The 23668-nt window shown below is 72.1% G+C and carries 9 protein-coding genes; all 9 read left to right on the forward strand.

The window, feature by feature from the left end; translation table 11 throughout:
- The first annotated feature begins 463 nt into the window (after positions 1-463).
- The 9 genes from eccD (at position 464) to AB0E78_RS40490 (ending at position 23635) form a co-directional block, all read left to right on the forward strand.
- A complete protein-coding gene (gene eccD, locus AB0E78_RS40450) occupies positions 464-1870 on the forward strand; it encodes a type VII secretion integral membrane protein EccD (protein WP_361844278.1) in 1407 nt (468 codons plus the stop codon).
- Between the two features lie 67 nt (positions 1871-1937).
- Complete coding sequence (gene eccB, locus AB0E78_RS40455; protein WP_361844280.1) at positions 1938-3518, forward strand: type VII secretion protein EccB; 1581 nt, start codon at positions 1938-1940, stop codon at positions 3516-3518.
- Positions 3519-4005: 487 nt separating this feature from the next.
- The gene (locus tag AB0E78_RS40460) at positions 4006-4341 is read left to right on the forward strand and encodes a hypothetical protein (protein WP_361844283.1); all 336 of its coding nucleotides are present in this window, start codon (positions 4006-4008) and stop codon (positions 4339-4341) included.
- A gap of 85 nt (positions 4342-4426) precedes the next feature.
- The gene (locus tag AB0E78_RS40465) at positions 4427-4735 is read left to right on the forward strand and encodes a WXG100 family type VII secretion target (protein WP_361844286.1); all 309 of its coding nucleotides are present in this window, start codon (positions 4427-4429) and stop codon (positions 4733-4735) included.
- Between the two features lie 136 nt (positions 4736-4871).
- On the forward strand, positions 4872-5339 hold the full coding sequence (locus tag AB0E78_RS40470; RefSeq protein WP_361844288.1) for a type VII secretion system-associated protein: 468 nt from the start codon (positions 4872-4874) through the stop codon (positions 5337-5339).
- Positions 5340-5403: 64 nt separating this feature from the next.
- Positions 5404-9126 carry an AAWKG family protein gene (locus tag AB0E78_RS40475; RefSeq protein WP_361844290.1) on the forward strand — a complete coding sequence of 1241 codons (3723 nt, stop codon included), beginning with the start codon at positions 5404-5406 and terminating at the stop codon, positions 9124-9126.
- A 197-nt stretch (positions 9127-9323) separates the two neighbouring features.
- Positions 9324-9779 carry a YbaB/EbfC family nucleoid-associated protein gene (locus tag AB0E78_RS40480; RefSeq protein WP_361844353.1) on the forward strand — a complete coding sequence of 152 codons (456 nt, stop codon included), beginning with the start codon at positions 9324-9326 and terminating at the stop codon, positions 9777-9779.
- Between the two features lie 2 nt (positions 9780-9781).
- On the forward strand, positions 9782-10159 hold the full coding sequence (locus AB0E78_RS40485) for a hypothetical protein (RefSeq protein ID WP_361844292.1): 378 nt from the start codon (positions 9782-9784) through the stop codon (positions 10157-10159).
- A gap of 141 nt (positions 10160-10300) precedes the next feature.
- The gene (locus AB0E78_RS40490; protein ID WP_361844294.1) at positions 10301-23635 is read left to right on the forward strand and encodes a hypothetical protein; all 13335 of its coding nucleotides are present in this window, start codon (positions 10301-10303) and stop codon (positions 23633-23635) included.
- Positions 23636-23668 lie beyond the last annotated feature (33 nt).

Raw genomic sequence — 23668 nt, forward strand, 5'->3', positions numbered from 1 at the left:
CTCCGGTCCGCGTCTGCGGGCCGGACGGCGAAACAGCTCCACACTCAAGGAACAGAACCTCCGCTTTTACTGGCATTCAGGCCCGCAGCGAATACCGGGGCGCTCGGTGACGGGAAAGACCGCACCCCACCGATTCTCCGGGTCCCGCATGATGCGGTGAACACCGGATGAATGGTTCAGGGGCATAGCGGGGAACGGGCAACTCCCCTGACGTACAACTCTCTTTCGGTCTCCCCGGGACAATGGATCCGGTCCGCGGCGCTACCCGGTGGGCGTAGGCAGTAGTCTGCATTCACGGAACGTGCCCTGTCCACGCGGGGAGGTGTTCACGGTCGAAGCGGACGCAATTCCCTTGCCCGGCACCCTCGTTCCCGGCCGCCCGGGGCTTCCGTACTATTCGCACGTCCTCACCCCCGGGTAAGTCCTCCCGCCAAAGCCTCCACGGAAGACGAGAGTTCAGCCTATGACCGACAGTGCGGTGGCCGAACTGTGCCGCCTGACCGTACGTGCGCCGAGCGTGTCCGTCGACCTGGCCGTGCCCGCCGATGTGCCGGTCGCCGACCTCCTGCCCACCCTGCTGCGCTACGTGGGCGAAGAGGCGGAGGAAGCCGGCCTCGACCACGCCGGCTGGGTGCTCCAACGGCTCGGTGACGCCCCGCTCGACGAGGAGGCCACCCTGGCCAGGGCCGGGCTCTCCGACGGGGCCGTGCTCTATCTGCGCCCCCACACCGAGGCGCTGCCCGAGGCGCGGCTCGACGACCTGGTGGACGGGATGGCCGACACCGCGAGCCGTCGGCTGCACACCTGGAACTCCGGAGCGGCCCGCGGTCTCCTGGTGGGCACCGCGGTGGCGACAGTGCTGGCCGCCCTGCTGCTGGTGGTCTGGCCGGGCGTGACCGGATCCGGCTCCCGCAGGGCCGTCTGCGCGGCCGTGGCCGGGCTGTTGCTCCTGGCGGGCGCGGGCTCGGCGAGCCGGGCGGTCGGCGACCGCGTCTCGGCGATCGCGCTCGGCCTGCTGGTGGCGCCCTGCCTGGCGCTGGCGGGCTGGCTGCTGCCCGGCGGTGAGCTGAGCGGCCCCGACACGGTGCGGATCGCGGGGGCACGGCTGCTCGCTGCGGGCGCGGCCGGCGCGGGCGGAGCGGTCCTCGCGCTCGCCGCCACCGCGGTCGGCGCCCCGGCCCTGCTTGCCACCGCGCTGGTCTCGGTGGCGGCCGCGATCGCCGGGGCCCTGATGGGCTACTCCGGCCTGGGCGCACCGGCCGCGGTGGCCCTGGTCGCGGCGGTGGTCACGCTCGCCGCGGGGGCGGTGGCACCCTTCGCGTTCAAGCTGGCGGGCCTGCGGCTGCCCGCGCTGCCGTCCTCCGCGAGCCAGCTCCAGCAGGGCATCGAGCCCTACGCGGGTGACGAGGTCGCCCAGCGCACCGAGCTGGCCGGACGCTGGGTCACCGCGCTCTTCGCCGCCACCGGCACCATGGTCGCGGCCGCCCTGGTCGTCCTCACCGAAGACCCGGGCCTTGCCGAGGTGTTGACCGCCCTCGTCCTGAGCCTGCTCCTGCTGCTGCACTGCCGCGGCCTCGTCCACATCCCGCAGCGGCTGACCCTGGCCGTGCCCGGTGTCTGGGGGCTGCTGCTGCTCGCCCGCGCCTGGGCGGTGGACAGCGACGGCAACGGCCGCCTGGTGGTCTTCGCGGCGCTGTTCGCCGCGGCCGCCGCACTCGTCGTCGCCGCCTGGACGGTGCCCGGCCGCCGGGTGCTGCCGTACTGGGGCCGGGCGGCGGAACTCGCCCACACGCTCTTCGCCGTGGCGCTGCTGCCGCTCAGCTGCTGGGTGGCGGGGCTCTTCGGCTGGCTGCGCGGCCTGTTCGGCTGAGCACGCCCGCACACCGGGGCGCGAAGCCCGCCCGCCGGGACACGGAGTAGGAGTCGTAGGAGAGGCCGTGCAGTCCAAACGAGACCAGGTACACGCCCACAGTTTCATGATGGGCAGGCTCAGTTCGGGCCTGCTGACGGCCGACCCGGACGCCCCGGAGAGCCCGCTCGGGCGCACCACCCGAGGTGTCGTCTTCGGCGTGCTCGTGACCGTGCTGATCGGTGCGGTCACCGTCGTCTACGGCCTGCTGCGCCCCGGCGGGAACGACGCCTGGCGCGATGGCAAACACCTGGTGGTCAACAGCGACACCGGTGCCCGCTACCTGTGGACCGACACGGACGGCGTCCTGCATCCGGTGCGCAACTACGCGTCGGCGCGGCTGATCGGCGGCTCCGACCTGCCCGCCGTCGACGTGCGCACCGCCTCCCTGAAGGACGTCCCGGTGGGTGCGTCGGTCGGCATTCCCGGCCTGCCGGACACGGTGCCCGGACCCGGTGAACTCGACTCCGGCGCCTGGCACATGTGCGTCACCGGGCCCGGCGGTGCGCTGCCCGACACCTCCGGCGCCGTGGGGGACGCGGGGGTGGACAAGCCCGGGGCCACCAGCGTGGTGGCCGGGGCGCCGCTGGACTCCCGTGACGTCGGCGGCGACCGCGGGGTGCTGGTGCGTGGCCCCGACGGCACCGAGTACCTGGTGTGGCGGGGCAGCAGGCTGGCCCTCGACCGCGCGTCCGACGCCCGCAACGCGCTCGGTTACGGCTCCAAGGAGCCGATGCCGGTCTCGGCGGCCTTCCTCGACGCGCTGGCGCCGGGGCCCGCCCTGAGCCCGCCGAAGGTGCCGGGCCGCGGCGACAAGGGCCCCGAACTCGGCGGCGAGGCAAGCCGCATCGGCCAGCTGTTCAAGGTCAGCGTGCCCGGCGGCGACAGCACCTACCACCTGCTGCGCAAGGACGGCACGGTGCCTCTGACCCGGCTCGGCGCGGCCCTGGTCCTCGGCGATCCGGCCACCCAGAAGGACGCCTACCAGGGGGAGTCGCCCGAGGTGCGCACGGTCGGCGCCGGCGCGCTGCGCGAGCACCGGGCGAAGAACCCCGGCCCCGCCGTGTCGGGGGAGCTGCCGGACGCGCCACCGACCCCGCGGTCCGCGCCGCGCGGCACCGCCCTGTGCGCGCAGGTGGACGGCGGCGACGGCGGCGCCCGGATCAGGTCGGTGCTGGTCCCGCTGTCCCGGCTCGCCCCGGTCGCGGTGTCGGAGGGCACCGCACAGCCGCTGAGCCCGGCCTGCGTCCCGACCGACGCCACCGTCGTACGACCCGGCCACGGCGCCCTGGTCCGAGCCCTGCACGCGAGCGGCGCCGCACACGGCGGAACCACCTACCTGGTCGCGGAGAACGGCGTGAAGTACCGCGTCTCGGCCAAGATCTCGCTGGAAGCACTCGGGTACGAGGCCGCGGACATCAGCTCGGTCCCCGCACCGCTGCTCGCGGCCTTCCCGACCGGCGCGGACCTCGACCCGGCCGCCGCGTCCGGCGCCGCGAAACCCAAGGTCACGGCTCCGGACTGCGGAAAGGCGGACGAGCCGGGGCGGAGCGGCGGCGACGAGGAGAGCAAGGTCGCGGCCGAGGCAGGGACGGCGCCCCGGGGCTGACACCGCACGCCGATTCCGGCAAGGTGCGCATAGCGGCTCGAACAAAGGGAAAGGGGCGATAGCGGGAAAAAGGCCGAGCCGAATGTGGCGCGGTCCTGTGAATTCTGCTCGACCGAGGCCTCGTTGCGATTCGGGATGCGTGCGCGAAGTCTCAGGGGAAGCTCAAATATTTCGGGCGCCGATGACCGCGTAATCCCTCGCGTGCTGCCCAGAACGGCCTTCCCGGTGACCGTTCGGCCGCTTCGGGCGCCCGCTTTCCGCCCGTTTCACGAGCCGCCGCTCCGGCGGCGGCATCGCGATTCCCCGAACGCCCCTGGGCAGGTGTTCATCCCGTTGCAATCCTTGGACAACTCCGTTGCCACACGGCTGAATTCAACTGGCCGGCCAATGCTCAGATCTTCCCCACTCGCGTTGCGCGGAACACTGGGTTCTCTCTAGCCTCAGCGGGAACGGTGCGAACAACGCGCCCGACCGAAAGGAGTGCGCCATGCCGGACAGCGCCGCAAGGAAAGCGGACTATGCCAAGGGCCTGGGAGGCGTCTCCTCTCTGGAGTCGGCCCGGGACCAGGTCGAGAAGGTGCAGAACAACGTCGCCGAGATCGCCGCGCGTTCGGGCGTCGGCGGCGACGAGGGCCAGGCCCTGATGAAGCTCTTCCGCAGCTGGAACACGGAGGCGCAGAAGGTCGTCGTCCAGATCAGCACGATGATCGACGCGCTCCAGGAGAACGTGACCTCCGCCAACCGTCTGGCGAAGGAGAACCAGGACCTGACCGAGGTGCTCAACAGCAAGACCAGCCAAGGCGTCTTCGAAGCGCTGAGCTGACCCCCACCGCGGCACCGGCCCCCCGCGTACGGCCGGACTTCGTGAGCTTCCCGGGCCCGGCGCCCGGCCTTCCAGAGGAGACGTCATGTCCGAAGGCATCATCGACCTGCAATACCCCAAGGTCCAGCAGGCCATCGAGGAGTTGACCGAGCAGACCCAGCTGATCATCACGACCCTCAACAACCTCGAGGACGAGCTGAAGCCGCTGGTGGCCTCCTGGGAGGGCGCGGACCAGGAGAAGTACCGCGAGGTCCAGGCGGAGTGGGACCAGGCCACCAAGAACATGGCCCGACTCCTCGGTGACAACCACGAGTTGATCCGGTCGATCCACGACAACCACTCCCGGGACGAGCGCAAGAGCGCCGACAACTGGGGCAGTGTGCGCGCCCGTTAAGCATTGACCACCCGCTCAGCCCCCTCAGCCCACTCAGTACGAGGTCCCGCGCCCGGTCCGGTGGCCGCCCGTCCGCGGAGCGGCCGCCGGGCCACCTCGGGTCCCCGTCCGGCACCGAGCAGCAGGAGAACGTCCCATGGCTGGTGAGAAGGCCGACGTCAAGCATTTCGATCTCAAGCAGATGGAGAACTTCCGGGACAACGAGGTGCAGCCGGTGTACACCGCCGCCAAGAAGCACCGCGAGGAGGGCGACGGCTCCACCATCCGTCCGCTCGGCCAGCTCGTCGACGGACACACCACCGCCGACAACCTCGACCAGGACAAACAGCTCCTGCGCATCGGCAAGATGGTCACCGAGCCGCTGGTCTCGGGACCGAAGCTGGTCGAAGGCGTGCGCGCGGCGGCCGAGTCGATCGACAAGCTGCTCGGTGACCAGATGGAGCTCTTCAAGGAGCTGAAGGAGGCCCTCTCGGACACCATCGAGGAGGCCGGCAAGACCAAGGACAAGAACCTGAGCGCGATCGAGGCGCAGACACTCCTGCAGACCTTCGAAGAGGTCGACACCCTGACCGCCGGTACCTCCGGCGAACCGGAAGACGACTGACCCCACCCGCCCGCGCCGGCCGGGGCCGCCGGCACGCACGACAACCGACCAGAAAGGGCGCCCGGTGGCCGATCGTTACGATCCCAAGTCCGGTGAGAACCTCGACAAGTTCGACGACGCCAAAGACCCGTCGAGCGACACCTGGGCCACCCTGGTCGCGCACATCACCGGCTATCCGGTGCCGGACCGCAACACCGTCTTCGACACGCTCCGTTCCGATCACGGCGGCAAGCTCTTCCGGATGGACATCAAGGAGCGCAGCCTCAGCATGGTCGTCAAGGACTCCGGGTTCCTGACGAACAAGGGCGAGGACTACGACGTCTACTTCTTCGACAGCGGCAAGAAGCGGTCGATCATGCAGGCCCGGATCGTCTTCGAGGGCCGCGTGAAGGCCGGCGAGGAGATCATCTTCGACGGCCCCGGGTCCGACAACGTCCACGACGCCCAGGTCCGTGAGGGCAACGAGTTCACGGACTACAACAAGGACAAGATGAGCACGATCCCGCTCGCCCGGTACATGAACGGGCCGCGGGCCGCGCTCCTCGCCCTGCTGGGCGGCGGCACGCAGGACGCACGGTTCAGCAACCTGAGCGTGGGCGGGGACGGCGCGGTCGACCTGAACTCCTTCAACACCACCGGGGACTCCTTCGACTTCGCCGCCAAGTTCTTCAGGGACCACGCGACGGTCCTCAAGGACTGGGAGGACCGGTTCGGCCGGGACGACGCGAGCTGGAAGGGCGAGGCGGCGGAGGTCTTCCGCGGTCTGCTGAAGAAGATCCGCGAGAACTACGACAGCTACGTCGAAACCTTCGACTCCTCGGCCGGTACCGGCGACGAGACGGGGACCGGCAACACGGTGTACTCACGCGCCCTCTCGCTGGGCCGCACGTACCTGGAGAACTCCGCCACGAAGCTGCTCGACGCGTGGCTGACCTGGGCCAAGTCCTCGTACTACGACCCGCATCAGGTACTGCGTTACGTCCTGGACGACCTCGCCCAGTGGGTGGACACGCACAACGTCGCCCAGACGGAGATCACGTCGACCACCACCCGCTACAGCACGACCGTTCGCCACAATCCGAAGGGCGACTTCACGCAGGTGCATCCGGAGTACGGCGACCTGACCGACATCGCCAACTGGGCGAAGGTCGGCGACAAGGCCGTAAAGATCTGGAGCCAGGGCGTCGACGAGTACCTGGGCAAGCCCGCCGCCCAGGTGCAGTCCGACCTGAACAACCACTTCATCGACCTCGGCAAGGACTTCTCGGAGAACGTGCCCAAGCCGAAGTCGACGGACACGGCCGCGGACGAGTACAAGGAGAAGAAGCTCAAGGAGGACCAGGACGAGGTCAACCGGCAGAACGAGGAGAACAAGAAGTACCAGGACGAGCTGCGTGAGGAGCAGAACCGGCAGCGGGAGGAGGACAAGAAATACCAGGAGGAGCTGCGTGAGGAGCAGAACCGGCAGCGGGAGGAGGACAAGAAGTACCAGGACGAACTCCGCGAGGAGCAGCGGAAGGAGCAGGAGGAGGCCAAGCGCCTCCAGGAAGACCTGCGCAACGAGCAGAACCAGCAGCGCGACGAGGACAAGAAGTACCAGGACGAGCTGCGCGAGGAGCAGCGCAAGGAACAGGACGAGGCCAAACGCGAGGCCGAGGAACAGGCCAAGTCCATGAAGGAGAGCCTCGGCGGCCTCAACGATCCGAACGCGGTCAACGAGCAGAACCTCGACGGCCTCGACGAGCTCCTGAACCAGAACAAGCCGGTCACCGAAAGCCTGGGTGATCTGGGCGGTCTGAACGGTGAAGGCCCGGGGGCCGTAGGGGCATCGAATGTTCCGCCGTCCGTCAGCGAGAGCCTCGGCACCCTCGGCGACCAACTGAACGGCCAGGGCGGTGACGGCACGTCGGACTCCACGAACGTCCCGCCGCCCGTCAGCCAGAACCTGGGCAACCTCGGCGGCCTCAACAACGGTCTCGGCGGCTCCCTCAGGACCCCGACCGGCGGCAGCACCCAACTCGGCGGCGGCAAGCTCAAGACCGACTTCGCGGACGGCAGCAGCACCGCGTTCGACCCGGACAGCGGGACGCTCACCACCACGACCCCGGACGGCTCGACCACCACGCAGAACCTGGGCGACGGCACCAAGGTGACGAATCCGGACGGTTCGGTGACCTCGCTCGGTGACGACGGCAAGCTGACCACCACCTTCCCCGACGGCACGGTCCAGAGCGTCGACCCCTCCACCGGCCAGAGCACCACCACCAACCCCGACGGATCGACCACCACGACCGATCTGGGCAGCCTCGACGGCCTCAACAACGGCCTCAACAACGGCCTCAACAATGACCTCAGCAACGCTCTCGGGGGCGGGGACGGCGTGCTCGACTCGCCGACCGGTGCCGACACCCGGCTGACCGCCGCGGGTGACGTGGCCACCGACTTCCCGGACGGCAGCAGCACCGCGTTCGACCCCGACAGCGGGACGCTCACCACCACCGGCCCCGACGGCTCGACCACCACCGCCGACCTCGGCACCGGCGCCGATGTCACCAACCCCGACGGTTCCGTGACCTCGCTCGACGACGGCAAGTTGACCACCACCTTCCCCGACGGCACCGTCCAGAGCGTCGACCCCTCGACGGGCCAGGCGGTCACCACCGACCCGAACGGCAACACCACCACCCAGAACCTCGGCGACCTGGGCAACCTCAATGGCGGCAACGGCGCGGGGAACCTGGGCGACCTCGGTGACATCAACTCCGGCCTGGACACCGAGTCGATCGGCGACCTGGGCGATCTCGGGAACCTCAACGGCGGCGACCAGGCCGGCCTGCGGACCCCGACCGGCGGCCACACCGCGCTCGACCACGGCGACTTCACCACCACGTTCGCCGACGGCAGCAAGGCCACCTTCGACCCGGACAACGGGATGCTCACCACCACGAACCCGGACGGCACCAGCACGGTGACCGACCTGACCCACGGGGCGCAGGTGACCAACCCGGACGGCTCGGTCACCAAGCTCGACAACGGCATGCCGACCACCACCTTCCCGGACGGCAGCAAGCAGGTCATCGACCCGGACACCGGCATCGCCACGATCACCGACCCGCAGGGCAACTCCAGGACGGTCGACCTGCACGACCTCAACTCTCCCAAGGGCTTGGGGGACTTGGGGAACGCGAAAGACAAGGACAGCCTCGACCTGCCCGACGGTCGGAGCGGACCCGGCGGCGACGGCATCACCACGCGGAACGTCTCGCTCCCCGACCTCGGCGGCGGCAGCGGCGGCAGCGGGGGCTCCGCAGGCGGCGGAGGCCTCCCCGGGGAAGGCCTCTCCTCGCCGGGCGGCCTCGGCGGGAACGGCGTCGCCCCCCTCTCCGACTCCGCCAGCACGGGCGGCCCGCTCGCCGCCGCCACCGGGCCCGGCACCCCGGGCGCCCCCGGCACACCCGGCTCGCCCGGCATGCCGATGGGCGGCGGCATGGGCGGCATGGGCGCGGGCGGCGACAAGGGCAACGGCGAGCGGGTACGCGCCGTGCTGGTCGACGCCGCCGAGGAGAGCGAGCGGCGCAACCGCCGCCGGCGCAGCCCGTGGAACCGGCAGGAGGACAGCGACTCGTTCCTGGCACCGTCCTCCCGGGTGGCGACCACCGGCGGCGAAAGCTCCGAGGAGGAGGCACAGCCGGGCCGCGGGGCCACCACATCCGCCGATTATCTGGAGGAGGACGCCGATGTGTGGGGGACCGAGGAGGGCGGCACTCCGGCCGTCATCGGCCGGTGACCGCAGCGCGCATCAGGCGCGGCCACGGGCCGCCGAGGGACCGGTCCCAGGGGCCCCGCTTTCCCCGCGGGCTCTCACCGGGCAAGATCAGCAACGCAGTTGACGTGACATGACGTGAAGGTGCCGGAGCAGCCGGACGGATACCCGGACCCGGGGTCCGGACGTTCGGGACGATCGAGGCGAAGGGAGGCGCGGGTCTGATGGAACCGTTGGAGAAGCGTTTGGAAAAGGCGATGGCCGAACTCCGGACGGCCCAGGAGTCGGTCGCGCGCACCGAGCGCGAACTGCGGGAGGCGTCGTTCGCCGTGCTCTCGTCCGACCGCGCCGTACGCGCCACCGTGGGCCCGCAGGGCGAACTGAGCGGGATCGAGTTCCTGGAGAACAAGTACCGAGACATGTCCCCCCAGGAGCTGGCCGCCAGCGTCCTCGAGGCCACGAGCGCCGCGCGCCTGAAGATGAACCGCCATGTGATGAAGGCGATGGCGCCCTTCACCGAGCCCAGCAGCGACGTGCCGGAGCTGAAGGGCTTCGAACTGGACTGGGAGCGGATCTTCGGTCCCGAAGTGCTCCTCGACGACGGCGAGGAAGCGGCACGCGGCGGCCAGCCCGCTTCTGCCTGGCGGGACGCGCTCGGCGAGGACGGGGAGAGCTGACCATGGGAGAGCGGTACTACGTCGACCCGCAGCGCATCGAGGCCCTGGCGGGGCAGCTGGAGGAGATCGGTTCCCTGGCCAGGAGCATGACCGAGGAGTTCCTCGACGAGCTGGCCCCCACGGTCGGCTGGCCCGGCACGAGCGGTGAGTTCGCCGAAAAGGCCAAGCCGCAGGAGCAGAAGGAACGGCAGACCACCAAGGACACCATGATGTCCATCCGCGACGCGCTGACGGGCATCACCGATGCCACGGTCAGCCAGGTCCGCATGATGAAGGACACCCGCGACGGCAACATCGAGAACATCGAGCAGAGCAAGAACCGCCTCGACGCCTACGGGCTGGACGGCGACGGCGGCCCGGGCGGGCATGGGCGCCGCTGACCACCGCGCCGCAGGCCGCTCCCGCACCACGGGGGGAGCGGCCTCTCCGCCGTGCCTGCCGGGCCTCCTGGGCGGTTCGCCGTGCCCGCGAGGCACCTTGGGCGGTTCGTCGTGCCCGCGAGACCTCCTGGGCGGTTCGCGATGAGCATCCAGGTCTCGCCCGAGGTCAACGCGATGATCTTCATCCTCACCGGGGAGAAGCTCATCGACGCCGACGAGGACCTCGCCTATGAGAGCCGCAGGCCGTACTCCGGCCTGGGCCGGAAGCTCGACCGGGTCTCCTCGCTGATCGAGAAGTCGGTCCACGACATCGCCGAGTCCATGCCGGACGACCTCTCCAAGTCGTACGCCAAGGCGATGGGCACGCTCACCGACGACGGCGGCAAGAACTACCTGCGCGAATTCGCCGAGCAGTTGGACAAGATCGCCGAAGGCCGGCGCAAGACCTCCATGGACATCATGGAGTCCAAGTGGCAGGTCATCGCCGAGGTCATCCGGCTGCTCATCGAGATCGCCATCTATCTGGCGATGTCCTTCTTCACCGGTGGCGCGTCGGCCAGCCAGATCATGATGGCCAAGCTGCGCAGCCGGTTCATGATCCTCACCACGCTCAGCCATCTGCTCCAGCGGCTGCACATCGCGCCCTCGCTGACCGAGGCGTTCGCGGAGGCATTCACCACCTTCGCGGTGCGTCTGGCGATGATGAACTTCGCCCCGGACGGCCGCCGCCCCGACGGCTTCGACTGGAACGACATCCTGAAGTCGGCGGCGTTCGGCGCCGCTGCCGGTGCCTTCACCAGTATCTTCAACGACTTCGCGAAGAACATCGTCAAGAGCTACGACAACAACTTCCTCAAGAACGGCCCGGACCGCGACTTCAAGCACAACCCGGGCGGTCCGAACACCCCGAACCTGGATCTCAAGAACAACGGCCCGAACCCGAAGCCGAACCCCAACCCCGGCCCGAACCCCAAGCCGAGTCCCGATCCCACCCCTGGCCCCACGCCCGGCCCCCACCGCGACAACCCCCCGAACAACCCGTTCTCCTTCCGCAACAACCCCAACCTGTGGCGGAACAACCAGCTGCTGCGCAACAACGCCGACCGGCCGGGCGCGCTGGCCGGGCACTACGGGATCAAGGGGACGGCCGACTTCATCGCCGCGGGCGCAGGCGAGTCCCTGGCGGAAATCCTGATCAAGGGAGCCTTCGACGGCGACTGGTCCACCAGCTGGTCCACTTTCGTCGGCGCGGGCATCAGCAGCCAGGTCGAGTCCACCCTCACCGGCGGTGCGCTGAACAGCGGCGCCGAACTGCGCAACGCCATCGACAAGTTGCGCCACCAGCCGCCCACCGTCTCGGGCGGCGACACCGACTCGGGCCGTGACACCGACTCGGGCACGCGCGAATCCGACGGGTCCACGCGCTCGCGTGACGGTGACGGCTCCGACCGGGCCGAGGGGCCGCCGCGTACGGACTTCGCGGGCGGTGGCAGCGGATCGACGCTCAACTCCCCTTCACCGTCCACGCAACAGGGCCCCGGTCTCGGCGACTTCACCGGCAGCCAGTCACCCCCGCCGTACTCCGCCCTGAACCCGCCGCCGTACAGCACTCTCGATCCGCCGCCTTACTCCCCGGGCCCGTTGCCCGTGACCGCCGCGGAGAACGAGCTGTGGCAGCAGGTCCACCAGGGCCCCGCCGAGGTCCGCGAGGACGCCCTGCGCGAGCTCGCCGCCCTGCGTGGCTCCCAGCCGCCCGGCAGCAACGAGATCGGCGTACGCGACAGTGTGCACGGCAATCTCTCGCAGCTGCCCGAGGTCCGGGTGCTGCCCGCGGGGAACACCGCCGGAGCCCAGATCGACGCCGACCAGGTCCGCCGTGCCCTCGACGGCTTCGGCACCCCGGTCACGGTGGAGCCGCCGCTCAGCATTGCGGCGGATGCGACCGGTACGGACACCACTGCCACGGGACCCGCCGCTACGGGTGCCGGTACGGGTACGGGTACGGGTACGGGCGCGCGGCCGAGTGGCATATCCACCGGCGGAAACACAAACACCCAGACTCCCTCGTCCGCACAGCCCATGGGCACCCAGGAGCCCGATGGCGCGGCCTCGCTGGACGGCTCGCAGACCACGACTGACGGGGCCCCGCAGGCCTCCCGGTCACCGGGGGCCGGCATCTCTTCGGAGACCGGCCCTTCTCCGGAAGCCGCCGCCTCTCCGGACGTCACGTCCGCTTCTGAGACGAGCAACCCGGCTGATGTCGACGGCACTTCGGGTTCCCCCGAAAGCACCCCCACCCCGGCCGAAGACCTCGGCGCCGCCTCGCCGAAGGTGAGCACCACCGGCTCGTACGCCGACACCGGCGACGTACGCGACATCGGCGGACCGGGCGACGTGAAGACCGCTCCTGTTCCTGCCACCGGAAGTCAGTCACCCCCGCATTCACCGGCGTTGACGATCGTGGTCTCGCAGCTGCCGCCGCCGGGGGAGGGGGTGCCGGAGGCGGCGGAGCTGCTGGACGGGGCCGGGGTCGACCGGGCCGTTGTGCTGGGGCCCGCGGTTGCCCAGGACGGGGCGGGGCGCCCGGTGCGCGCCGCCGTCGAGCTGACCCGCGAGGGGCCGGGGGCTCCGGTCCGCTCCCGCCCGCTCACCGGTCCGCCGACCACCGTGACGCCGGACGGCGACCCCGGCGCCGTGGACACCGACACCGCGTTCCCGGGCGCCGACGTGCTGCTGCCGCTCGCCGATGCCCTCGGCCCGGCCCCCGTCACGGCAACCGGTCCCGTCGCGCCGAGCACCGGCACGTCCCACGGCGACGAGAACTTCACCGACCCGCCCACACGCCCGAAGACGGTCTCGGACACGCTCTCGGACACGGTGTTGGAGACCCCAACAACCCCGGACAGCAACAGAGGTAACTCTGAAACCGTCGGCTCGAACGACTCAACCACCTCCGCCGTACCTGTCACCGCCAAGCTCGCCACCCTGTCCCGCCCCTGGAACGAGGCGGCCACCGACCTGCACCTGGAGTCGGGGCAGACGCAGAGCAACGGCGACGCGACCACCACGCCGGACGTTGCCCCGGCGACACCTCCCGCAGGGCTCGCGCCCAAGGGGCGGATCGTCGTGCGGCCCGCGGCCGGCGGCGAGACCTCCGACGGCGGAAACAGCCCTGCGCGGCCGACAGTTGAGCCGGTGGTCACCACCCTGGACGGCCACACCGTGCCCGTCGCACAGCTGCGGCGCTGGGGGCCGGACACGAATGCCATGCCCCGGCCAGGGCGTGCCGTACAGACGTTGACCATCTCGCAGAGCGCGACCGAGGACGGTACGGCGCACGGGGAGGGGCGTCGTGCCCTGCTGGGGCAGGACACCTTCCGCGGCGTGCGCACCACGTCCGCCCACCCGGCCCCCGCCCCGGGAACGGAGCCGGGTCCGCCCGTCCGCCGTACCGTGTTCACCGGCCCGCCGACCCGGCTCCCCGGCTCGGGCACCGAGCGGGGCGCCGACTACTTCGCGGGGCACGGCACTCCCCGTACCGTCACGCTCGGCACCGAGGACGCGCGGCATCCGACCGTGAAGGTCAGCGGTGTGCAGCTCGGCGAGGTGCTCAAGTCCTGGGCGGGGGACGGCGATCAGGACCGGCCGCTGGTGCTGTTCTCCTGCGAGACCGGAAGGCAGCCCGAGGTCGCGGGGCTGCCGGTGGCCCAGCACGTGGCGAACCGCACCGGGCGGCCGGTGTACGCGCCCACCACCGAGGTGGGCACGGCCAGGGACGGGGACGGCGACGTCCGCGCGGTGCTCACCGAGGGGCCGGACGGGCCGGGGCGCTGGCGGCTCTTCACGCCGGAACCCGCCGGTGACGACCTGGACGGGCTGGCGCGCGACGCCGACCTGCACGCGGGCCCGGAACCGGCCGACGCCTACGCCCGGGCCCGTACCCTCCAGCAGATCCGCACCCTGCGTGACGCACTCGGCCCGTCGGCCGAACAACAGCCGGAGAAGCGGGAGTTGCTCGCAGGCCTTGCCTTCGTGGACGGGCTGCGCTGGCTCAGCCCGGACACCGCCGCCCGCTACGGCGACGGCCGGATGACCCCGGACCTGCTGCGCCGGATGGTCGTCGACCGGGTCGGCGCGACGGGCGGCGCGAGCATCGACGCTGCCACCGGCCCCACTGCCGAGCAGTACACCGAATTCCTGCGGGCCGCGGTCGCACTGCGTTTCGCCGCCGGTCCCCACACCACGCTCGACGCCCTGGTGCCACCGCCGCCGCCCGCACTCCCGCCGACCACCCTGGTCTCGCCGGAAGACGTACGCGGACTGACCTACGCGCCCTCCGCGCAGGTCACCTGGTCGCTCTCGGACACCCCGCTGCCGCTGTCGGAGCTCGGCCTGAGCTCCGAGGACACCGCCGAACTCGCCCGCCGCAGGCCCGATCCGGCTTCCGCGCCGAGCCGGCCCGAGAGCCTCGCCCAGGACCTGACCCTGCTCAGCAAGGCCACGCCCGGCACCGTGGACACCGTGCGCGCGGACGGCCTGGCCTTCCGGCGGCTCGACACCCCGGGCGGCGGGAACTGCCTGTTCCGGTCGCTGCTCGACAGCGCGCGCAGCCAGGACGTACCGCCCGCGTGGGCCGCGCGGAACGTCGCCGGTCTCCGCCGGCTCCTGAGCGACCGGATCGCCGGGTCCGAACTGGGCGACGCCGTGGCCGTGGCGATACCGGACCCGGTCCTGGCCGTCGTCGACGACCTGCGCATGCGTGCCATCGCCGGGGTGCGGGACCCGGCCGAGCAGAGGCGGATCACCGGGGAGTGGAACCGCGTCGCGCAGGCGGTCGTCGCCGGTGGCGACGCCGGTCAGTGGCAGCGGATCCTGCGCGAGAGCGACTACCCGCACCTCGCCGACGTGGTGCCCACTCCCGCCGACGCGTGGCGGCTCGGGGCCAAGGGGCTCGTCGCCTCGGCGGCAGAGCTGTCCGCGCTGTGGGCCTCTCCCTTCGCCGACCTGCTTCCGGAGGCGCTCGCGCACACCCTCGACCTCGACCTGCGGCTCGTCCAGCCCGACGGGCTGTCACCGGGCAGCACCTTCGTCAACACGCTCAACCCGGGCGGCCACGGTGGCACCGTGCACCTGGCGTACAACGGCTCCGACCATTTCGACGCGCTGGTCCCGGCATCGGCCCCGCTCACCCCCGTACCGGACCCGGCCACCAGCACGGACCCGGCCACGACCACGGACCCGGCCGCCACCGAGGATCCGGCCGCCCCGCCGGACCCGGACGGCTCCGACCCCTTCGGGGAGTGGCTGCGCGGCATGGGCGGGATCACCGATCTCGACAACCCCGATGCCGACAGCCCCGACCGGGGCGATCCGGTACCCCTGGAGACCCAGCTCGAACGGCACCGCCCGGCCCGGTTGCTTACCGGCCAGGACGCCCCGCCGCCGGGCCCGGCGCCGGAGACCGTCACCTTCGAGGACGGCAGCCGACTGCCCGCGATCCTGCTGAGCCCGGACGCCGACCCGGGCGACGGCACACCGGTACCGGGCAGCCCTGCGACAGGGGCCGCGCGGAGTCGTCCGGCCGGTCTCTTCGCCGGTCCCGGCAAGGTCACTCTGCGGTCGCCCGAGCAGGTGGCCGAGGAGATACTCGGCAAGCTTCCGGTCAAGCTGCGTGCGCAGTTCGACGAGGCGGAACTGCTGCGCCTGCTGACCGAGCAGCCCGCCGCCTTCACCGCCCCGCGCGGCGCGCGCTTCGTGGGCCGGGAGAAGTCCGGCGTCGGCCACGAGATGACGGTCGAGGCCATCCCGTACCACCGCTGGGAACGCTTCTCCAACGTGGGCGGCGCCACCGTCCGGCTGGACACCATGCGGCGCGGGCAGGCCGGCACGGGCGGCGGGCGGAGCGTCGGGTTCGGGAGGCGGATCGCCGGCGGTCTCAGCATGGGTCCGCCGCTCAACTGGCTCCTGAAGATCGGCGTCTCGCTCGGCTGGACCCGGAGGACCGACTACGCGCAGGGCACCCAGGCGTACCACCAGTCCGAGTGGCGCAACTGGGAGGGCTCGCACCTGCACCTGGACGACGTCCACTACCGGGTGCGGGTGGACCGCGTCACCGAGAAGCCACCGGCGATCACCGGACCGGACAGCCGCACCACCACCCCGCCCCGCCCGAACCCGGCGCAGCAGAAGCCCAGTTGGCAGCGCACCTCCGTGCACACCGCGCAGTTCGCGATGCGTGACGGCCTGAGCTGGCGGTTGCCGGACGACCTCACCCTGCCCTACACGGGCCCCAGGAGGGCGCCGAGGACGCTCACCTTCCCCGACGGGGTCGAGCCGCGCATCACCGACACCACCGGGCTGCACCTGACCGACCCGCCGGAGGACGTGGCGCTCGCCATGTTCGGTGCGCGGCCCGGGAGTTCGGCGCACCGCACCCTGGTCTCGTACGTCCGGCCGGGGCGGCTGCTCGCCCTGTTCGGCAGGTTCGCCGGGCCGGTGACGGGGCCCGAGCTGACCCGGGGGAGCGGACAGCACCCGCTGGGGCATCTGATCGTGGAGCGTTCGGTGCCGCACCGGGCGACCCTGGTCACCGAGTCGGTCAAGGCCGAGCTGCGCGACCTCACCCAGACCACCTACCAGAACGAGCGCGGCCACGTCCGCGACACCCGCCTGGGAGTTCAGGTCACCTCCGGGCCGAACTACACCCTTGCCGGACCGGACACCGACGTACGCCTCCAGGGCGGGCCGCTGGTCCGCGCGGACCTCACCACCGGGCGCGGCCACTACCTCGGCACCGACGCGGCGCGGAAGACGACCGGCCGCGTCCGTAACCACCCGGTGGCGCTCTACCGGGTGGAGCGCACCCTCATGGTGCGCAAACCCGGCGAGCTCCCCTCGGCGGCCCGTCCGGTCCGGGTGGTCAGCCTGGACTGGATCTCCACCCAGGACGCGCGCCGCCTCGCGGGCTGGGACAGCCGTACGCCCGGCCGGGCGGGGCCCAACCCAGACGCCCGGCCGCCGCTTCCGTGGTACCTCTCACGAGAGGACCCGGTTCACCTGAGCGGCCAGGTCCGCGCCGAGGGCTTCCGCCCCGTCCGCCCGCAGACCCAGATCCCGCAGACGCAGACCCCGATACAGACCCAGACTCAGCCCCCGCAGCCGCAGTCCGGGCAGCCCGCCGTACCCCAAGACCCCATGCGTGCCTTCGCGGACACCGTCCTCGACACCCTGCACCGCTCCCATCCGACGTTGTTCGTCCCGCCGCTGATGCTCCGGCACCCGCGGCTCGCCAGGGTCTGGTACGGCGACGGGCGGATGCGGACCGCGCTGCACAACGACCGCCAGGTGCGCGAGGCGCTGAACCGGCCGAGCCTGGCGCAGAGCCTGGACGACCTGACCACCACCGGAGTGCCCGTCACCCTCACCGAGGACGGCAAGGTCCGGCGCGGCCACCACACGCTCATCCTGCGAGCCCGGCTCACCGACCGGCAGTTCGAGGCCACGATGAGCGAACGCTCGCTGCGCAACGGCGTGATCGGCACCGAGGTCTCGGGCCAGGGGGAGCAGGCGTCCACCACGCTCTCCGGCGGTGTCGAACTGGGCATCTCGCCGCGCGACCACGACAAGGTGGCCGACGTCGGGCTGCCGCGCCAGGCCGGCAGCGCCTCGGTCGGCGTCCGGCACGCCAGGACCGGCCAGAAGGCGACGAGGAGCACCGTCGCGGTCACCCATGACCATCTGATGTTCCAGACCGGCGCCGACCTCTACAGCTACCAGGTGGAGCTGGGCGCCTCCTTCGAGGGCCACCGCCGTCCGCGCGGCTGGGCCCGGCTCGCCACGGTCGGGCTGCTCGGCGCGGGTGTCTTCGTCAGCAAGGTCGAGGAGCGGCCCCTGTTCAGCCGGGGCAACGAGACCATCGGCCGGGTGGAGCTCGCCGTGCCGGTCGCGCACGGCTCCGACCGGCACGCCCCCGTGGATACGTCGTCCGCCGGCACGGCACCGGCGGCCACGGCGGTTCCACCGCAGCAGCTCTCCTCCGTCGAGGCGGACCAACTCCTCGACGGCAGCCGCCCGTTGACGAGGACCGAGCAGGCCGACCGGGACCTCACCGGGAAGCTGCTGAGCGTCCCGCACGTGGTGCTCAGCACCGAGGGCGGCCCGCGGCGCCAACAGCTCATGCAGGACACCGCCGACCGAGCCACGGGCACCTCCTGGCACGTCAGCGCGCCCGGCGCCCCGGTGCGCACCGCGCTGCGCCGGGCGATGGCGAACCTCAGCGTGGCCGGTCAACTCGGCCAGTATCTGGGCCCGTTCGGCTCCCGCATCGCCGGACTCAACGGCGCCGGGCCGTTCCGGACCCACTACCTCAAGGCCGCGGTCCGCGGCGAGCTGCACAACTTCCGGGTCATGAGCGCCCCGAAGCCCGCCAGCCTCGAAGCGACCATCGGCAACGAGCACCGCGTCCTCGGCAGCGCGAGCACCGTCTCGCACACCACCCTCGGCCTCCAGGGCACCGAGACGCCGTTGCAGCAGGCCCCGGGCCAACAGGCGGTGGCCGGCTCCTACTCGACCGCCCTGCAGTATGCCTGGGGCAAGGGCCGCGGCGTCTCGCAGACGCTCACCCGCGGCCGCAACACCACCCTCTCCTTCGCCGGGCGGATGTATCTGGTGGTCGCCGACGCCGCCGAGACCGTGGCGGTGCGCGACCGCTGGACGGCCGCGATGGGCACGGTGGGCACCCGCGCCGGCACGCGGATCAGCTCCGCGGCCGGGCGGCTCTCCGAGCGCCTCGGCGACAGTCTCGCCCCGCGCCGGGCCGCCGCCGCGCTCCAGCGCATCCGCGACGCGGTGATGTTCCACCTGCCGATGCAGGACGTCATCGAGGCCGGGCTCGCCCCGGACGGCCTGGGCACCACCACGCCGCACAACCTCGGCGGCGGCTACCGCGTGCCCCCCTTCCTGCGCGGCCGCCGCTTCCCCACCCACCCCAGCGGTCAGCTCGACGCGGGCCGTGCGGCGCAGCGGCTCATCGGCCAGCTGGAGAAGATCGGGGTGCCCTCGCACGACCGGGAGCAGGTCCTCCAGCGGCTCTCCCCGGACTTCCTCCGCGCCCACCTGCACGAGCTGACGACCGACGGGATGACCCTGCCGGTCCGCTACCGTTCCTGGTCGCATCCGTTCCACCTGCCGGTCGGCGGCAGCCCCGGCCGGCTCCGGTTCCAGCTGACCCCGGTCACCACCACCGTGGACAGGCTGCGCACCGGGTTCGAGCTGGAGGACTATCGCACCACCGCCCGCGACGGGGCCGACGTCACTTCGCAGGACCGCGGCGCGGACGTGACGCTCAGCGGGGGCGAGCGGGCCGCGGACAGCGGCATCCTCATCGCCAATCCGTCGCTCCAGGGCACCGCCGCCAAGCAGCGTTCGAGCTCCCGGACCCAGACCGCGGGCACCACCGCGATGCCGAACATCGCCACCACCCAGGCGCACGCCGAGATCGTCACCAGCTACACCCTGACCGTCACCATGACGGACGCGACCGGTGATCCGCTCGCCCCCGGCGTCGACGCCACGCCCGTCGGCAGCCTCAACGAGTTCCTTCCCGCGAGCCTGCTCACCCCGGATGGCGACGGCGCCGACGGAGCCCTCACCGAGCAGGACGTCTCCGAGCCCGAGCGCGCGGTGCGGATGCTGACCGCCGAGCAGGCCCGCCCGGAGGCCATCGCCACCTGGCGCACGTCCTCCACCCCGGGCGTCAGCCCCACCTCCGGCGCCTCCTCCACCTCCGGCGCCGACTCCGGCGTACTGCCTTTCGACGACGTGATCGGCTCCGGCATCCTCGCCGTGGACATCCGCGGCGCCGCCAACGTGCAGGATGCCCTGACCCTCGCCACCGCCCGCGCCGACGGCCTGGGCGACGGCGACCTCGGCAAGCGGCACACGGGCAAGGTCCTCGACGGTCGTGTGCGTACCGCCCGCCTCACCCCGCTGACCGCCGTCGGTACCGCGCCCGCCCAGGCCCAGCACGAGGCCACCACCCAAGTCGGCCTGACCGCCGGCTTCCGCGAGGCGCTCGGCGCGGACGGCGCTCCGCTGCCCGCCCAGGCCTCCACGCACCTCTTCGGCCAGTCCCACACCGCCGACTCCCGCCTCTACGCGAAGATGCACCGCGGCGGTGCGCGTCTCCTCGCCGTGGAGAACAAGCCGCGCATGGAGGCCATGCAACGGGCGAAGACCTCCGACGCGCTGGAGTCCGGCATCACCGACAACGTCGAGGGCGCCGTGGGAACGGCACCGCTCGCGGGCACCAGCAACGCCGGTGTGACCAACCCGGGCGGCACCGTCCCGATCGGCGGCTCGAACGACGGCACCACGCACAAGGGCGCCGCGGACACCACCCTCGGCACCCACAACAAGGTCGTCACCGACCGCAGCATGCTCTTCGCGGTGCCCGTGAGCTGGCTGGCGGTGGCCGAGGTGGACCACCGGGTCACCGACAGCCGCCCGCTGCACGCGCTCGGCAAGGCCAGGCGCGGCCCGCGCGCCGCCGAGGCCGAGACGACGGCGCTGGTGTGGCTGCGCGAGGACATCGCCCGCGACCAGGGTCTCCTGGACGACGCCACGTTGACGGACGAGGTCCTCGCGGCCTGGGACGACCAGGCCAAGGCGGCGGGTGACCTCGCCGCGGCCGAGAAGAACTACTACGACGCCCGCGCGCGGGCCCGCGAGACGTGGCTCGACCTGAGCGCCCAGGAGCGGACCGCACTCGGCGACGACAACTCAGGACCGCCGGCCGACCTGCCGCCGGACGTGCTCTGGTCCCCGGCCGTCGTCGCCTGGCAGGCCGCCCGCCAGGAGGTCCACCGCTGGGAACAGCACACCGACGCCGCCGCCGTGGACCACCACCGGCTGCACCTCGCCGCCTCGCGCCTCACCGCCCACCACCAGGGTGCGGCCTCGGTCCCGGTGCCGGACCGGCCGCAGGAGTACGCCGAACCGGCCTGGCGCTCCGAGGCCCCCGCCCCGTACACCGTCACCGAGGCCACCGACTCCGCCCCGCGCACCCTCACTTCGCCGGACGGCGCCACGGTGCGCGAGGTGCACGACATGCCGCACGACGGAGCCTCGTTCTTCCACGCGCTGCTCGCCGCCGCCGCGACCACGGGACGTCTGCCGGAGCTGCTCGGCACCGACATCGCCGACCGGTTCGCGAACGCGCCCGGCGACCCGGCGGTCACCGCGGAAGCCATCGGCGCCGCCCGCGACCGCCTCGCCTGGGCGCTGGGCGACGACGGCAACGACGACCTGCTCGACGCCCTCGCGCTGGATGCCGCGGACATCTTCACACAGGACGAACTCGACACCGCAGGCGTAAAGTTCACCGCTGCCCAGCAGGCCGAGTTCGACGCCTTCGGGCGGCTCCCGCAGACCTTCTGGCCCACGCCCGCTCAACGGGTCGCACTTGCCGTCAGCGCCCTGTCCCGCCCCTTCGCGAGCGAGCCCACCGCGAGCGGCGGCCCCACCACGAGCGAGTCGACGCGGAACGGCGTACCGGCTCAGGACGGCGAGCCCGACCCGCCCGAGCGGCGCGCGGGCGACCACGGCGGCGCCGACTTGCTGCCCGCCCTCGCCGCCCGCGTCCTGGGGACCCCGCTCACCGTGGTGACCGGCGAGGGCCGCGAGCAGCTCTTCCTGCCGCACGGCACCGACCCGGCCGCCGTCGATCCGGCCACCGCCCCGGCCCTCTTCGCCGCCGACGGCTTCTTCGCTGCCGCGCTCCCGCCCGGCAGCCCGCCGCCGACAGCCACCCCGCTTCCGGCAACCGCCGCCGGATCCGGCACGCACACAGGGGCCTCGGGCACCGGCACCACGCTTCCCGTGCCGGAGGGGCAGCCCGCGCAGCCGCCCGCGCACCGCAGCCACGCCACGCCGCCCTGGATGCCGCCCGCCGACAGCGACGGCCCGCGCTACCGCCTCGGTCGCGACGGTGTCCTCACCGCACCCGACGGCGCCACCTACACCCAGGGCGCCGTCACAGGCCGGGGCAACGGCTTCTTCGGCGCGCTCTCCCTCGCCCTGCTCCAGGCCTCCGAGCGGCCCGGCGCCGACCGCCACGATGCGGCACGGCTGCGGGGCCGCGCCGGGGCGCCGCCCGCCCAGCTGATGCGCCTCAACGGCCTCCCGGGCGACCCGGTGGAACGAGAGACGCTCTTCACGCCGCCGCCCCTGCCGCACCGTCCGGGCGTCCCCACCCCGAGCCAGGACGCCCGCGACGGCCACCTGCGCCGCCATCTCGCCCAAGCTCCGTGGGGTCCGGGGGCGGACCGTGCGGTGGCGGAGTGGGCCGCCGCGGCGACCGGCACCACGGTCGTCCTGGTCGAGGAGAACGGAACCGCCCACACCTACGCCGGCCCGTCCGGCGACAGCGGCCCGCACATCCGGCTCCGCCGCCGCGGCGGTGACTTCGTCCCCCTGAGCCTCCACACCCCGGCACCCGCGCCGAAGACTCCCGCGCCGGAGGAGGAGGCGTACGAGCTGAGCACGCTGTCAGGCAACGACACGGGCTCGAACACCCCCGTGCCACCGGAGCCGCAGCCGGGTCCCGTGCCGACCCTGGCCGAACCGGCCCCGCAGTCCTTCAAGTTGGGGAACTTCGAGTTCACCAACTTGAACCAGACGGAGGCGTACGTGGACAAGGCGATCCGGGTGGTCGAGCTGCTGGACGAGCACAGCACCATCAAGGAGTACATCGCGGGCCGTCACGTGCGGGTGACCCTGCACGTGCGGACGACCGAGACGCCGGCGGACGTGCGGGATCTGGGCGCCGAGGGCGTGCAGATCAATCTCGCCAGCTACTACTTCGAGAAGTACGACATCGGCTACCTGATGGGCATGCTCGCGCACGAGATCGGGCTGCACCCGCTGGCGTCGGCCAACGCGAAGATCCCCGAGGAGGAGGATCTGTACCGGGGGATGCCGCTCCTTGTGCCCGGCCTTGAGACGCTGAAGACGCCGCGTTTCATGAACACGGAAGGGGCGGGCCAGGAGGACCACATCATGGCGGCCTTCCCGCACACGATCCGGCACGGGATCTACCGTGACATCGTCCTGGAGATGGCCCAGGTGCTCGCGCACCGGGCGCGGGTGGGCGTGGCGGGGGCCAAGTCCCGTGACGCCACCGATCTCTTCGACACCTACCTCATGGACCTGGCCTCCATCGCGGTCACCAACGACCACCGGGCCAGAGCGATCACGGACCCCGGCTACACGGCCAGGGTCTACAACGCGTACAAGGCCCAACTGGCCGAGCTCCTGGCCCCGGACAGCCCCGTCCGCGCCCTGCTGCCCGCCGACAAGGGACGGTTCGGTGTCCTGGGAGACTTCGCCGCTCTCGCCACCAGCGTCGGGACCAACAACCGCGGCGACAGCATCCAGCGCCCCCTCCCTCCGCAACGGACCGGCGGCAGCACCGGCTAGGCGTGCGAGACATTCGGCCCGGTACGCGATGCG

The sequence above is a fragment of the Streptomyces sp. NPDC032198 genome (genome assembly GCF_040636975.1).
Lineage (GTDB): Bacteria > Actinomycetota > Actinomycetes > Streptomycetales > Streptomycetaceae > Streptomyces.

Coding starts and splice junctions, on each gene's coding strand:
- eccD (WP_361844278.1), top strand. CDS start 464: ATGACCGACAGTGCGGTGGCCGAACTGTGCCGCCTGACCGTACGTGCG.
- AB0E78_RS40460 (WP_361844283.1), top strand. CDS start 4,006: ATGCCGGACAGCGCCGCAAGGAAAGCGGACTATGCCAAGGGCCTGGGA.
- AB0E78_RS40465 (WP_361844286.1), top strand. CDS start 4,427: ATGTCCGAAGGCATCATCGACCTGCAATACCCCAAGGTCCAGCAGGCC.
- AB0E78_RS40470 (WP_361844288.1), top strand. CDS start 4,872: ATGGCTGGTGAGAAGGCCGACGTCAAGCATTTCGATCTCAAGCAGATG.
- AB0E78_RS40485 (WP_361844292.1), top strand. CDS start 9,782: ATGGGAGAGCGGTACTACGTCGACCCGCAGCGCATCGAGGCCCTGGCG.
- AB0E78_RS40490 (WP_361844294.1), top strand. CDS start 10,301: ATGAGCATCCAGGTCTCGCCCGAGGTCAACGCGATGATCTTCATCCTC.